The organism is Pontibacter ummariensis (assembly GCF_900188175.1).
GTDB lineage: Bacteria > Bacteroidota > Bacteroidia > Cytophagales > Hymenobacteraceae > Pontibacter > Pontibacter ummariensis.
The window spans coordinates 192,295-206,340 of record NZ_FZOQ01000004.1 but is presented as its reverse complement, the minus strand read 5'-3'; the positions used below and the strand labels follow the sequence as shown (position 1 = coordinate 206,340).

The window sequence follows — 14,046 nt, the reverse complement described above, 5'->3', positions numbered from 1 at the left end:
GCGGCACGTATAGCAAATAAAAGGCCCTCAGACATGCTAAAGATCCTGGCGCTTTCCGATTTCTCTGCTAACGCCCACTTTGCGCTGCGGGCAGCTATGCAGTTGGCGCAGCGTTATGGCGGAGAAGTTATTTTCGCCCATGCCATGGACAAACCGCTTGTCCCGGCTACAGCCCCACAGGAACTGTTTACAGAACTACTGGCTTTAGATCAGGCAAAGTGGCAGGAGAAGCTCAGAAAAGAGGTGCAGCAACTATTTCAGATGCTGCACATACGGCATAAAGAGGTGATGTACCAGGTAAAAATAGTTGCGGGGCCTTTACCTCAGGCAGCCATTCAGCTATCAGAAGAACACAACATCGAACTGCAGGTAATGGGTAACTCAGGGGCAAGCGGACTGGAGCACTTCCTGTTGGGCAGTAACAGTTTGCAGTTGATAAAAAGCACGACAAAGCCACTGCTGGTTGTCCCAAAAGGGTTTATGTTTGAAGGTTTCACCAACATCACGCTCATTATCCGACCAGAAAAGTTCCGGTACAGGGCAGGCATAGGTATATTGCTGCGCCTTGCCCGAAGTTACAGGAGCGTGCTGCATTTCCTGTTTGTATCAGATGAAGAAAAGAGCAAACGAGCACTGGAGGAGTTTCTAAGAAAGCATCAGCTCTGGCAGGAACCGCAAGAATACTCCATTCTTTTACACACTGTTCCAAATACGAATAGAATTGAAGCGCTAAAAGAACACATGGACGCGATAAAGCCTGATTTGCTGGTTGTGTTCCCGAGCTCCGAAAGTATCTGGGAGGAGCTGTTCTCCGATAGCATAACAGAAGAGGTCGCGGACCAGGGGAAGGTGCCACTGTTGGTGTTTCCGGAGGCTAATAGCTGAAAACCAGCATCGGCTCTGTATTATGGCGCTTAACTTGCAAAGCTAGCCGGGGCAGTGGAGACGAGATAAGACCTGCAAACAGCATCGTTACTACCGCACTAAATTAACCAACAAAGTAGCGATGCCCCGCCGTTATACGAACCATAGCAGCCAGAGGGCAGAATCGTTCGAAAAACATAGCCTTGAAGCCACAGCCATTCTGTTAGAAAACCGGATAGAAATAGCCCCCCTCTTCCCCTGGGAGGTTAAGCCTTTGCTAAGGCGGTGTAGGAGCCCATCTGTTAAAAGATTCCTTTACAGGATGACAGAAATGAAGAACGAAAGGGCTCAAAATTAGAAGGGCTATGCCATATGATCATTTTTGGGAAAAGACCTCGCTTGTTAAGTAACAGTTAGCTTTGTTCGGCAAAATGCTTGTCGAGGGCGGGCTTTACGGCAGTCTCCTCTAAGTGCTTGATGCGCGAAGGCGATCCGACAATCCACAGGATATCTCCTTCTGCAAAAGTCAGGTTTGAATCCGGGTTCATGATCTTTGTGCCCGCCCTTTCGATCCCTACCACCAGGCCGTTTGTCATTTCCCTGATCCCGGACTCTTTTATAGTCTTGTTCGATAGAACAGAAGAAGATGATATAACGAGCTTCTGGAGCCTTACATCCTCTTTCCCAGCCGCCACAGCGCCTACAGCCCCTTCGTCTACGACATACTGCCGGAAAGGCTCGATGTGCTCATCGGTTCCAAATACATAGATCTTATCGTAGGGGTATATTCTCTCATACCTTGTAGGAGGCATGATCGTGCGCTCGCCCCGCTCAATAACAGCGATGTTCACCCCGAACCGCTCTCTTATCTGCAGTTCCTCCAGGGTGCCGCCAATGATGGCGGAGGAAGGGGTGATCAGAAAGCTGGTGAGATGGGCACCCCAGGGAGCAATGTTGTGGTCGTCGCTGATCTGGCGGTCATTCAGGTTCGATAAAAAGCTGTCTTCAATACGCCTGTAGAAGTTCTGGATTCTCTCTGAGAACAGGGCCAGCAAGGCTATGATTACCACCCCCCCGATGATAGCGGCCAAGGTAGAAAAGAACTGGTTCAGGAGGAAACCAACCACTAGCACAGCGACGCCTGCCCTGGCAAACTCAAGCACCAGCACGACACTGCGGTATTTGCTGTTCGCCCATATCCGGCTGTGCGCCTCTTTCTGGGGGTGGTGCAGCGCCAGTGCCCAGAGGAAGGGGGCTATCATAACCAGGGTGGCTCCTGTGGTCCCTACGTCTGCCCAAAAACCCTCTATCCCGTTTTCTATAATAAAGGGGTTCAAATACCTGTCAGCCAGCATGACAATAGCTATAATAACGACCGCATAAACCACCATGTTGGTGGTGTAGGACCGCAGTACCAACTTCCAATCGCTTGTCGTGTTGATGGTATGCGCACCGGTGCTATACCGGTTCAGGCGTTCTTTCCATTGGTCAGGAAGCACCGCTTCTAACATCTTATACAATGGCTCAGACAGCCGGATCATGTAAGGTGTGGTAAAGGTGGTGATGGCAGAGACCGCTACGGCGATCGGGTACAAAAACTCGCTCGTTACATACAGCGTCAGCCCCAGGGTGGCAATGATAAAGGAGAACTCCCCGATCTGCGTAACGCTCATGCCTGCCTGAACAGAGGTTTTGAGCCCTTGCCCTGCCAGCAGGCCGCCGCCTGTAATGCTGACCACTTTCCCTAGAACTGTGATGGCAGACAGGAGAGCGATAGGGCCTGCGTACGTTACCATCATGCCTGGATCGATCAGAATCCCCACCGAAACAAAAAAGATGGCGCCGAAAAGGTCTTTGACGGGGGTTATCAAATGCTCTATTTTCTCTGCTTTTGTTGTCTCAGCCAGGATGGAGCCCATGATAAAGGCGCCCAGAGCGGGGGAGAAGCCAGCCTGTGAAGCCAGCATGACCATGAGAAGGCACAGCGCAATAGCCACCACCAACAGCGTCTCGTCGTTCATGAGCCTGCCTGCCCGTTTCAGGAAAGTCGGAATCAGGAAAATGCCCGCCAGGAACCACACCGCCAGAAAGAACCCCAGCTTCAGCACCGCAGCCAGCATCTCGGTGCCGGCAAACTGCTGGCTCACGGCCAGGGTAGACAGCAGCACCAGCAGCAGGATCGCCACCAGGTCCTCCACGATCAGCACCCCGAACACCAAACTGGCGAAACGCTGTGGCTTGACACCCAGCTCGTTAAAGGCACGAACAATAATGGTGGTGGAGGAGATGCACAGGATCCCCCCCAGAAAGACACTGTCCATGGTGGACCAGCCTAAAAGCTGCCCGGCCGTGTACCCCAGCAGCAGCATCGTCACGATCTCCACCAAGGCCATGACGGACGATGCCCCGCCGACCTTCACCAGCTTCTTAAAGCTGAACTCCAGGCCCAGGCTAAAGAGAAGGAAGATAACGCCGATCTCCGCCCAGATCCGGATGTTCTCGATTTCGTGTATAGTGGGAAAAAAGGCAAAATGCGGCCCAACCAGCAGCCCCGCTATAATGTAGCCCAGCACCAGCGGCTGCTTCAGCCTTTTGAAGATCAGGGTCGTGATACCGGCCGCAGTTAGCAGTATGCCCAGGTCAGTGACTAAGTGAGGTAAGTGGGCCATAGTTCCCTTGTAGCGCAGTAAAACAACAACTCATGCAGGCACTATTGTACAGGTGTAACTGTGACGCAAGTGGAACCGGGTAGCGCAGGAAAGCCAGGCGGCTGTGATTATGTTGGCATACCTGTCCCCGCTAAAGCCATTTACAGGCTAGGGTAAAACAGAGAACAGCTCCTGTGGCAGCACCACAGCCATTCATAAATGCTTATCCCCGCACCTATGTCTCCTAGAACTTAGCTCCGGAACAGTATGGCAAAGGCTTGTTTCCTGTTATCTTACATATTATACGTACTATTGTTCTGCTATGGGGGGTATCGCCCAGTAGATTTCCAAGTGAATGAGAGGCTCCAACTTCGTAATCAGGAGCAGGGTGAACCGCAGGAAGCCCGCTACTCAGGACCGTGGGGAAAACATAGTGATACACATGCCCAGCAAGGCAACCGCCCCCCGATGATGTCCTACTTATCGGGCACCACCTGATCAACCTTCCATCCTCACAGGATGGCCAGGTTGATAAAAATGCCGCCATAGGTTGCATAAACTCTTCCGAAGTTTGCCGGTTGGTAAGCGGCAACAGCACCATACCCAGCCAGGGCAACAGCTCACAAGAGGCCGTAGTACCAGGGCGTCCTTTCGCTCAGCCACAGCCAAACCAGTTAGCCGCCTATTTCACGAAGACCTGCAAACACGCACACGAAAGACATAAGTATCTGACGCATACCGTTTCTTATGTTTTTAACAGGCTGCCCTGTTAGCCTGTGAAGGACAATGGCACTCATCAGCAGGCAGGACGGCTCGTAAAGCACCTCCTCCTGACCTATGCTGTCAAGCTAAGGACTTAGCTTTGCTCTACCTCGTGCGTTGCTTCTTCCAACTGCTTGATGCGCCAGGGGCTGCCTACAATCCAGACGATGTCGCCTTCTTCAAACACCAGGTTAGCTTCCGGGTTAAGGATCCTTTCCCCATTTTTCTCTACGCCCACAATAAGCCCCTTCGTTTTTTCGCGGAGCCCGGACTCGAGAATGGTCTTGTGCAGTAAAACAGAGTCCGAGGTTACCCTCAGCTTCTGTAAGCTGATATCTTCTCTTTCTTCCTCCTCGTCTGCTGACGGTATCAGCCTGGTCTCGATCAGCTTTCTAAAGGCCTCCACTTGTTCGTCTGATCCGAAAACATAGAGTCTATCCCCAGGAAAAATCACTTCTCCCCGCGTGGGGGCCATAATGGTCCGGTCGCCCCGCTCTATCACGGCCACATTCACCCCGTGTTTCTCCCTGACTTGTAGTTCCAGCAAGCTCTTGCCGCCAATAACAGACTCCGGAGAGACATCAAAACTGCTCAGGTGCACGTCCCAAGGCGTGAGCGTGTGGTGCATCTTTGCCGCCTCCCGGACCTCACGTGCATTTAAGTTGCGCATGAAGCGGTTTTCTATCTTGATGTAAAAATTCTGAATCCTTTGGGAGAACACCACCATCAGGCCAATTATCGCCAGCCCCACTATTACAGCCGTCTGAACGGAGAAGAACTGGTTGAGCAGCACGCCGATAAACAGGATGGCGATGCTAACTCTGACGAACTTCAACACGATGATCAGGCTCCGGTAATTTTTGTTTGCCCATATTCTTCCCTCTGCCTCTTTCTGGGGATGGTACACGGCAAGCGCCCACAGGAAAGGGGCCATAAAAACAAGCGTAATGGCGGTTGTCAGGAGATCTCCCCAATTGCCGGCGATGACCTGATCCAGGATAAACGGGCTTAAGTACCGGGCGGCCAGTATAATGATGGAGACAATAACCACCGAGTAGATCACCAGGTTGATGATGTAGGACCTGAGCACCAGCTGCCAGTCACTTGTGGTGCTAATTGTCTGCGTCCCGGACCTATACTCGTTCAGGGCCTTTTTCCACCTGTCTGGAAGCCCCGCCTCTACTTTTCGGTGTAAGGGCTCGGAGAGGCGGATCATATACGGTGTGGTAAAGGTCGTAACAGCCGACACCGCCACGGCCACCGGGTACAGGAAATCGCTCGTAACATCCAGCGTAAGGCCTAGGGTGGCAATGATAAAGGAGAACTCCCCAATCTGGGACACACTCATACCTGACTGAATGGATGTTTTCAAGCCTTGGCCCGCTATCAGTCCCCCGCCCGTAATACTTAAGGCCTTACCGACCACCGTCACCAGGCTGATGATGGCAATAGGGCCTGCGTAGGTAACGATCATGGCGGGATCGATGAGTATGCCCACCGAGACAAAGAAGATGGCCCCGAAGAGGTCCTTTACCGAGGCCACGAGGTGTTCTATCTTTTCGGCCTTGGTGGTCTCCGCCAGTAAAGAGCCCATGATAAAGGCACCCAGGGCCGGAGAGAAACCCACCTGGGCTGCCAGTATCACCATGAGCAGGCAAAGTGCCAGGGAGACGATCAGCAGCGTCTCATCGTTCATGAGCTTCCCTGTCTTCTTCAGAAAGGTCGGGATCAGGAAGATGCCTGCCAGGAACCATAGTACCAGAAAGAAGGCCAGCTTCAGCACCGCTGTCAGCATCTCGGTACCGGCAAACTGCTGGCTCACAGCCAGGGTAGACAGCAGCACCAGCAGCAGGATCGCCACCAGGTCCTCCACGATCAGCACCCCGAACACCAAACTGGCGAAACGCTGCGACTTTACGCCCAACTCGTCGAAGGCCCTGATAATGATAGTGGTAGAGGAGATAGAAAGGATGCCACCTAGAAAGACGCTGTCCATGGTGGACCAGCCAAGCAATTTGCCGGTGAGGTAGCCGAGCAGTAGCATAACCACCACCTCGATAATGGCCATTACAGAGGAGGCTCCGCCCACTTCCACCAGCTTCTTAAAGCTGAACTCCAAGCCAAGGCTAAAAAGAAGAAATATAACGCCGATCTCGGCCCAGATCTGTATGTTCTCCAGTTCGGCGATGGTTGGGAACAGCGAGATGTTTGGTCCCACCAATAAGCCGGCGATAATATATCCGAGTACCAGCGGCTGCTTCAGCTTTTTGAAAATTAAGGTAGTGATACCAGCTGCTCCTAGTATAAGTCCTAAATCTAAAACTAAGTGCGGTAAGTGCGCCATGCGTATATTGTTCGGCCTTTTAAAAAGAAAAATTAAACTACTATACGCTTCTACGAAACGATAAGAAAAGATCAAAGTCTCTATGAGCTTTAGGAACTTAAAATAGCAAAAGTAATCTCTACCCAAGGAATTTTACTTGATCAGACATCGGTCAGCCGAAGCACTAACAAAAGAGGAAGTTATCTCACAAGCTAAACAAATCTTACTGTAGCAGTAGGAACAAATAGTGCTCCTACTGACAAAAGAATCTCCCTGGAGGCTTTTTGCATTGCCCGGCTTTATACGAGCAGCGTAAAACTGCTACAAACGCAAACTATGGAAACAAACATTCTTCTTTTGGTCGCGGGCATATTGCTTGTTTTCTGGAGCATAGTAGAGGTTCTCTGGACGACTATCTGGATAGTGGGCGATTCCGCTCCCATTACTTCCCGCTTCACCACGGCAGTCTGGCGCCTGTTTCGGATGGCTATCAGCAATGAAAACCATAAAGCTTTAAGTTTATCCGGCCCTTTTATCCTCAGCGGTAGCATACTGCTCTGGATCTTATCGCTGTGGCTAGGCTGGACCCTGATCTTCTACAGTGATCTCTCCTCCCTTCTCTCCACAAGATCAGGCCGCACGCCCGACTTCACGGATGTGCTCTGGTACATGGCCTACTGCCTGTTTACGATCGGTAACGGAGACTTTACCCCTAATGGGGATAAGTGGCAGATAATTAGCTCCCTGGTAGGCCTTTGCGGCATGCTGATGATCACCCTGTCCGTTACCTATGTTTTCCAGGTAGTGATGGCCGTCGTGAACAAGCGGTCGTTTGCCAGCCAGGTTACCAGTGTGGGATGCACCGCCGCGGAGTTCTTAGCAAAGTTCTGGAATGGCCGGGACTTTAAGGCAATGGAGTTCCAACTCAACTCCCTTTCTCAGCAGTTGGCCACGCTCACCGAGCAACACCTGGCTTTCCCTATCCTGCATTACTATCACACGAAAAACGCCAAAAAGTTTCAGGGTACTGCCATTGCCGTGCTCTACGATGCCATCTTGCTACTCGAGTATGGCGTGGAAGATGAGTGCCTCCCTTCACAGGCTTATGTTTCCTCTACCAGGGAGACGGTAGAGAGCTTTTTGCAAACACTGAAGGCCGCCTTCATTCAGAAGTCAGAGGATGCCCCCCCACCGCCGGACCTGTCCAGGCTAAGAGAGATGGGAGTGCCGACGGTAACAGCGCAGAATTTTCAACAGAAAGTGAAAGAGGAAGCAGACCACAGAAAACTGGTGCTAGGGCTGATAAAGAACAACCTCCGGCAGTGGCCTTCTTGAACGCAAACTACCCCGCCAGGACATTTGGAAGCTGTGGCTGGCGTGCACTTATAGCTAAAAGCGCAGGTAAATTAACCCGGCACCTTATCTGCTTTAAGTGTCAGAGTTTACAAAGGTGCTGCACGAGAGATATGCCCACATAAGAAAGAAGCCCCTGTACGGCGTGTACAGGGGCTTTTGTGCTGTAGGGGGAGGACTAGAACTTTTTTAATCTTGCTTACTCTATGGTTTGTTTAAATACCTTTAAAGCATTCATTTGAGGAGCTTTTTGTTATCCCCGAACAACAGGTATAGAAAGTAAAAGTAAGTTAAATTAAATTTTACCGTCCGATATATTTCCGAAGTTCGGACGGTTAGCTATCTTTGAATACAATCAGCGGCAAACTGTATGACACTTAATTACTACTTGGATAAGCCCAAGTCCGAGACGGACACGGCTATCTACCTCTACATGCGTGTCGGTACGCATACCATCAAGCTAAAGACCGGGCAGTACATCAACCCCAGGTACTGGAACACCAAGGCGGACAAGAACGGTAACCACGTTAAGCGAAACTACACCGGTAGCCCGGAGTTTAACGGATGGCTCGACTCTCACAAGAAGGATCTGCACAAGCTCTATAACAAGCTCACAGAAGAAAGGGACCTTTCTATACCAGAGCTACGGGAGGCAGTTAACGGGTTCTTTGAGAAGAAACAACCATCTGAGGCTATGGACTTCTTTGAGCACTTGCAGGAGTACATCGATATCAGCGCCACCGAGAGAAGCAAGGGTACTATCACTAAGTACAAGGTGTTCTTAAAGCAGCTGAAGGCCTTTAGCGAGAAGTACCGTTACAGGATCACCTTCGACACCATTGACCTTCGCTTTTTCGACCTGTTCAAAACTTACCTGCAGCAGGTTCTGAAGCACACTGACAACACGCTCTGGAAAGACTTTACTACTCTCAAAACCTTTATGGCCTGGGCCATGGAACGTGGCCTGCACCAGAACCTGGCTTTCAAGAAGTTCAAGGCACCGCAGAAGGATGTGGAGATCATCTACCTCACCGAGAAGGAGCTGATGATGCTCTATGATGCCAAGATACCGGTAGGGAGCAAACTGGACAAGGTGCGGGACGTGTTTTGCTTTGGGTGCTTCACCGGGCAGCGCTACTCTGACATCGCTAATTTGAAGCACAGCGATATCAAAGGCGACAAGTGGGTACTGCGCACGGTAAAGACCGACAGAGCGCACCAAGTGCCGCTAAATGGCTTTGCACTGGCTATTCTGGAGAAGTATAAGGATGCCCCAAAGCCTTTGCCTGTGATGAGTAACCAGAAGACCAACGACTACCTGAAGGACCTGGGGGAACTAGTGGGGATTAATGAACCGACCACCCTCACCAAAAGACGCGGTAATGAGAAGCTGGTCAACAGTCAGCCCAAGTACGAGTTCATCAGCACCCACACGGCCAGGCGCACCTTCATTACCCTGTCCCTGGAGAAAGGCATGCGGCCGGAGGTCGTGATGCGGATTTCCGGGCATACCAACTATGCTACTTTTAAGAAATACATTAAGATATCGGAGAAGGTAGCAGAGCAGGAAATGAATAGTATTTGGCAGCTGCCGGTGCAAATGAAGGTGGTATCTTAAAGCGTGGGGAAAATGAACTTAGATGAATTAGAGCCTGAGCAGGAACACGTTCCTCATTACGAGCGCTACGCCGAGAGCCTCAAAGACAAGGCCATAGCAGATATCGAGAAAATAGCCGGGGTAGAGTATACGCCACCAGGTTGGGACTATACTAGGATGGAACACGGTTTTCCTACTGGTTGGGTCGGAGAGGAAAAAACTGTCCCTGCATTTGTCAGCGCCATTGTGTCGGCAGACAAGAAGAAACCAGTGCTAAAGTACTTGGCGCTTATGGTAGATAGATGGACCACCCAGATAAAGGAAAACCGTTTCTCGGGAGGCAGGGTGTCGCCTACTGTTTTCGTGACAGACAGTGAGGAGAACTCTTTCTGGGATGAGGCCGGCGAATCATCTCTGGAGGAAGAGGAGAGAGATGCACTCATTCAACTGCTGGAGGTAGAGCGCCTTCATCGAAGTTGGTTATTAGATCTACATCGGTTGCTGTTAGTGGAGCAGAAGCCCAAAAGGGTTACAGATAGGGCTACACAGGTGATGGAGGAAGTGTATAGTTGGTACAGTATCCTACCCGATCATGTCAAAGGGGAGGTTATGATTGATCCGCGTTTCCCCAAGTTAGAGAACAATGGCAAGAACGGCCACAGCAATACAAGCGAAAAGAAAGGTAGAGAAGGAGGAAAGAAAAGAACTGATGTTGCACCTCTTGAAACCCTTTTTAGGGATGGCGAGAAGTTGGCGAAGCTAACCCAGATACTACAATCGAGGGACTTTGTCGACGAAAACCGGAAGTGGATTAGTGATGAGAATGCCAGCATAATTGCTCTTTGTGAAGTCCTTTGTGAAACTAAGGCTTACTTGACTACGACTAAAAGAACCCCTGTAGGCCGTTCTATTTGTAAATATTTTGGACTTGGAGAGAAGCCTTTTGATGAATCAATGTTCAGAAAATTAAAGAACCCAGAGTGGTTGAGTGAGATGCATGACATTTTGAAGCGCTTGTAAACAACCTAGTTTTTCCTGTTTGTTCACGAACGTGAAAAGCGGGAAAATGCAGGAAAAATTCAGGGATTCCTTTGCGTCATAACCTAACGAAAAAGTTATGAACGTAAAGGAATTTTCAGTTATAGCCACCCTGTCCCCGGAGGAGCGACAGCTGCTGGTAAACGAAGTGGTAGAGGCGCTGCGACCGCTGCTAGCGGCCGCACCATCTTCTGCCACGCAGGATCAAGAGAAACCTATCTCTAAAAAAGAAGCTTGCCAGTTGCTTCGCTGCTCTGAACCCACCATCACAAAGTTTATGGCAGAAGGTAAAATCCCCTTTTACCGTAAAGGCCGACGTGTCTATTTCTTTAAGAGTGAAGTTCTTCAGTCACTGGAGCAACCACTCAGAAGAGCATAGGGAGCGGCCAATGGACACACAGACACACCCAGCGGCAAAGGAGTTCTATAAGTATACTTTTAAAGAGCTTTGCCAAGAAAGAGGGGAGGCACTGGCACTGGAAAAAGTGGCCATGTACCAGCAGCCAATATACCAGCACCTGAACTGCACCCTACTGGCCACTTACCAGAACCCGTCCCCGGCACCTGAACCCTCACTCCTGAGTCAAGTGGTAAGCGTGTTTTACGCTCCAGCCACTAACACGACCTGGCAAAAGCAAATGCCACTTCACAACGTGGTAAACCTGATTAGGAGCGAAGTGTTTAAGCACGAGACTAATGTGTTGAGGGCTACGCCCAAGAACACCACCGGTAAACGGAAAGATTGTCCCAACAGCATCTACAAGCGCACCAACTTTTCCTATGCTACCTTTTCCGGAACATTCACTTACAGAGATGACAAGGGGCTGGCCAAACACTCAGGCCTGATCTGCATCGACATCGATCACCTGGGGGAGCGACTGGAGGAGGTTAGGGCAAAGATCATAGAGGACTTAGCCACGGTGGTTTGTTTCATTAGCCCTAACGGGGACGGACTGAAGGTCCTGTATGAGATGGATATTTCCAAGCATAGTCAATACGATTGGTATGAGGGCTATAGGCAGTACCTGGCGCGCTCTTTCGGGCTGGAAATGGGAAAGCTTGACTCAAGCTGCAAGAACGTCTCCCGCGCCTGTTTCCTGCCTCACGATCCCAATATATTCGTCAACCCGCACTTTGTCACTAAATGACCTACCAACCCATAGACATTAACGCCTTTCTCCCAACCACCCAGGAGCAAGAGGCACCGAAGCCGGCACCTAAAAGCACGCCCCCCCCGAAGAAAACCGCTGACCCGGGGCTAGATTTTGACTTGGCTCATATAGAGCACCTCGTGCAGGAGTTGGAGGCCCGGAGGATAGACATTACCAGCCATCACGAAGACTGGATTAAAGCCGGTTACTCGCTGGCAAGCCTAGGAGAGTACGGGCGCGACTTTTACCATCGTGTCTGCAGCATGTACCCCGGCTATGACTATGACGAGTGCGAGAAGAAGTTCACCTACCAGATAGGGAAGTTTATCAGTGGCCGGACTGGTTTAGGGACCTTTGTAAACTACTGCTCCAGTGTTGGCTTAGACACAAGCCATCCATGGAAAAAGCGCCAGCAAGCGCAAAAAGGGCAACGCATAACTCCACAGAACCAGGATCAGGAAGAGACTGAGCTGACAGAGGAGGATATTCTCGCTTTCCTGAATGATGCTGAGATAGATTTCAGTGAGGAGCTGGCGCCACCGCCTGTGTGCCTGGAAGTAGTGCAGGGTGGTCTGAGTGCGATCATAGGCACGCGGGGCAACTTCTCCATGGTGATCGGCAAGGCCAAGAGCCGTAAGACTTTCTTTATCACAATAGCACTGGCTGCAGCCATAAACACTGATCCGGTGCTGGGCATCTTCCGAGGCAGCTTACCAGCCGAAAAAAGCAACGTGCTGTACTTTGACACAGAGCAGGGCAAATACCACGTGCAGAAGGCTGCCAGACGCGTGCTCAGGCTCTCAGGCATACACACCCCTGATAACTTCCGAGCGTACGGCCTGCGCAAGTATAACCCGGCAGAGCGGCTCCAGATTATAGACACCGCCATTAACACGACCCCTAATGTAGGGCTGGTGGTGATCGACGGTGTGCGGGACCTTGTGTCTTCCATAAATGATGAGGAGCTGGCAACCATGCTCTCCAGCAAGCTCCTGAAATGGACTGAGGAGCAGGAACTGCATGTCATGTGTGTGCTGCATCAGAATAAGGGAGACAACAACGCACGCGGTCACTTAGGGACTGAACTGCAGAATAAGGCTGAGACGGTCCTGTCTATTACCAAGGATAAGGAGAATGGCGACATGTCCATTGTGGAGGCTGAGTATTGCCGGGAGAGAGAGTTTGAGCCATTCGCCTTTGAGATCAATGACCATGGTCTACCTGTGCTGGTGGATCACCTGGAGCTGCGAACATCAGCAGGAGGATCCACTGCGAAAGGGGTGGTGCCCATCGACTGGCCGGAAGAGACACACAGGGAAGTGTTGGAGAAAGCTTTCAAAGATGTAAAATTCCCAAGGTATGGTCAGTTGGTGTCTCAGGTTAAGCTGGTGCTGAACGAGTACGGCCTACGCTTGGGGGACAACAAGGTGAAAGACTTCATACAGTTCTACCAGAACCAAGGATACATTTCTCAACAAGGGAAGCCAAGATCAAAAGACTCTTTCTGGCAATTAGATCCAAAAACGCCTGAAGTACCGTCAGTAGTTTAATCCACTGGTTTAACCCGCCTATATATAGGGCGGGTAAACTAGTAAACCAGTTAAACAGGTGGTTTAGATAAACTAGTTTAAACCACTAAACCAGCTACGAACAAAACCAATCTATCATTATGGAAACCCAGAAACCTACCCAAACGCCGCAACCGGAGCAAAAAGGCATTTACTGCCAGACCTGTAAACACTGGTCACGGAACAAACCAAGATTTGAGGGCCTACCTCAGCCAGTGTTTGGCTGCTGCGGTTGTGGCTTGCTTTACCAGCACGGTACCTACTTTGAACATAAGACCTACGGCAATGAGGTCCTGTATACAGATGGGGATGTAGAGTACAACCTGGACGATTTGAACACGGATATGTACACCCGTCAAGACTTTGGGTGCATTTATCACGAAGAGAGGTGTGCAGGCTAATAATTTATAGGTACCATAACCGCTGGAAAACAGTACCATAACCGCCTCTAAGCAACCTTTTGGTACTAGGTCCCCCTGGGTATCCCCGCTTAGAATAGCCCCCTCCTACCCCCTATCAATGTTTCAGGCGCCCACACATGTATCGCTTGACCTGTTTTTTGATTTTGAAATGAAAATAGACCCATCTAGAAGGCGACGAGCCTACACCACATCGGACATAAGGGACACGCAGGCTTACTACACTGAGGGACACCTGGATGGACGGCAGATGGCAGAACGCCTGGGGCGCACTTACAATGCCTTCAGACAGTTTGTGCACCGTCATCCAATCCTAAAGAAGC

At 50.6% G+C, this 14,046-nt stretch carries 11 protein-coding genes; 8 read left to right on the top strand and 3 right to left on the bottom strand.

All coding sequences use genetic code 11. The features are described from left to right. Window positions 1-33 precede the first annotated feature (33 nt). Window positions 34-885, top strand: coding sequence for a universal stress protein (locus CHB92_RS06425; protein WP_089318363.1), 852 nt, complete (start codon window positions 34-36; stop codon window positions 883-885). Window positions 886-1,277: 392 nt separating this feature from the next. On the opposite strand, the gene CHB92_RS06420 is transcribed toward CHB92_RS06425, so the two are convergent. The 3 genes from CHB92_RS06420 to CHB92_RS06410 all read right to left on the bottom strand — a co-directional run bounded on the left by CHB92_RS06420 (window position 1,278) and on the right by CHB92_RS06410 (window position 6,618). Then, the gene (locus tag CHB92_RS06420; RefSeq protein ID WP_089318362.1) at window positions 1,278-3,533 is read right to left on the bottom strand and encodes a cation:proton antiporter; all 2,256 of its coding nucleotides are present in this window, start codon (window positions 3,531-3,533) and stop codon (window positions 1,278-1,280) included. A 491-nt stretch (window positions 3,534-4,024) separates the two neighbouring features. Continuing rightward, window positions 4,025-4,123, bottom strand: a complete 99-nt coding sequence (locus CHB92_RS26090) for a YnfA family protein (RefSeq protein ID WP_245842350.1) — start codon at window positions 4,121-4,123, stop codon at window positions 4,025-4,027. A 245-nt stretch (window positions 4,124-4,368) separates the two neighbouring features. Then, window positions 4,369-6,618, bottom strand: coding sequence for a cation:proton antiporter domain-containing protein (locus tag CHB92_RS06410; protein ID WP_089318361.1), 2,250 nt, complete (start codon window positions 6,616-6,618; stop codon window positions 4,369-4,371). A gap of 315 nt (window positions 6,619-6,933) precedes the next feature. Here CHB92_RS06410 and CHB92_RS06405 point away from each other — a divergent pair, with 315 nt between their 5' ends. The 7 genes from CHB92_RS06405 to CHB92_RS06375 all read left to right on the top strand — a co-directional run bounded on the left by CHB92_RS06405 (window position 6,934) and on the right by CHB92_RS06375 (window position 13,705). After that, entirely contained in the window at window positions 6,934-7,932 is a 999-nt protein-coding gene (locus CHB92_RS06405) for a potassium channel family protein (RefSeq protein WP_089318360.1), read from the top strand. 388 nt (window positions 7,933-8,320) lie between these two features. Continuing rightward, on the top strand, window positions 8,321-9,568 hold the full coding sequence (locus CHB92_RS06400; RefSeq protein WP_089318359.1) for a site-specific integrase: 1,248 nt from the start codon (window positions 8,321-8,323) through the stop codon (window positions 9,566-9,568). Between the two features lie 12 nt (window positions 9,569-9,580). Continuing rightward, window positions 9,581-10,567 carry a hypothetical protein gene (locus tag CHB92_RS06395; RefSeq protein WP_089318358.1) on the top strand — a complete coding sequence of 329 codons (987 nt, stop codon included), beginning with the start codon at window positions 9,581-9,583 and terminating at the stop codon, window positions 10,565-10,567. A 97-nt stretch (window positions 10,568-10,664) separates the two neighbouring features. Then, complete coding sequence (locus CHB92_RS06390) at window positions 10,665-10,964, top strand: helix-turn-helix domain-containing protein (protein ID WP_089318357.1); 300 nt, start codon at window positions 10,665-10,667, stop codon at window positions 10,962-10,964. Between the two features lie 10 nt (window positions 10,965-10,974). Further along, entirely contained in the window at window positions 10,975-11,733 is a 759-nt protein-coding gene (locus tag CHB92_RS06385) for a BT4734/BF3469 family protein (RefSeq protein ID WP_089318356.1), read from the top strand. After that, window positions 11,730-13,286: an AAA family ATPase gene (locus CHB92_RS06380; RefSeq protein ID WP_089318355.1), complete on the top strand. Its 1,557-nt coding sequence runs from the start codon at window positions 11,730-11,732 to the stop codon at window positions 13,284-13,286. Before CHB92_RS06385 ends, CHB92_RS06380 begins: the two co-directional genes overlap by 4 nt. Window positions 13,287-13,405: 119 nt before the next feature. After that, window positions 13,406-13,705, top strand: a complete 300-nt coding sequence (locus CHB92_RS06375) for a hypothetical protein (protein WP_089318354.1) — start codon at window positions 13,406-13,408, stop codon at window positions 13,703-13,705. Window positions 13,706-14,046 lie beyond the last annotated feature (341 nt).

Coding starts and splice junctions, on each gene's coding strand:
- CHB92_RS06390 (WP_089318357.1), top strand. CDS start 10,665: ATGAACGTAAAGGAATTTTCAGTTATAGCCACCCTGTCCCCGGAGGAG.
- CHB92_RS06425 (WP_089318363.1), top strand. CDS start 34: ATGCTAAAGATCCTGGCGCTTTCCGATTTCTCTGCTAACGCCCACTTT.
- CHB92_RS06380 (WP_089318355.1), top strand. CDS start 11,730: ATGACCTACCAACCCATAGACATTAACGCCTTTCTCCCAACCACCCAG.
- CHB92_RS06405 (WP_089318360.1), top strand. CDS start 6,934: ATGGAAACAAACATTCTTCTTTTGGTCGCGGGCATATTGCTTGTTTTC.
- CHB92_RS06410 (WP_089318361.1), bottom strand. CDS start 6,618: ATGGCGCACTTACCGCACTTAGTTTTAGATTTAGGACTTATACTAGGA.
- CHB92_RS06400 (WP_089318359.1), top strand. CDS start 8,321: ATGACACTTAATTACTACTTGGATAAGCCCAAGTCCGAGACGGACACG.
- CHB92_RS06375 (WP_089318354.1), top strand. CDS start 13,406: ATGGAAACCCAGAAACCTACCCAAACGCCGCAACCGGAGCAAAAAGGC.
- CHB92_RS06420 (WP_089318362.1), bottom strand. CDS start 3,533: ATGGCCCACTTACCTCACTTAGTCACTGACCTGGGCATACTGCTAACT.
- CHB92_RS06395 (WP_089318358.1), top strand. CDS start 9,581: ATGAACTTAGATGAATTAGAGCCTGAGCAGGAACACGTTCCTCATTAC.
- CHB92_RS06385 (WP_089318356.1), top strand. CDS start 10,975: ATGGACACACAGACACACCCAGCGGCAAAGGAGTTCTATAAGTATACT.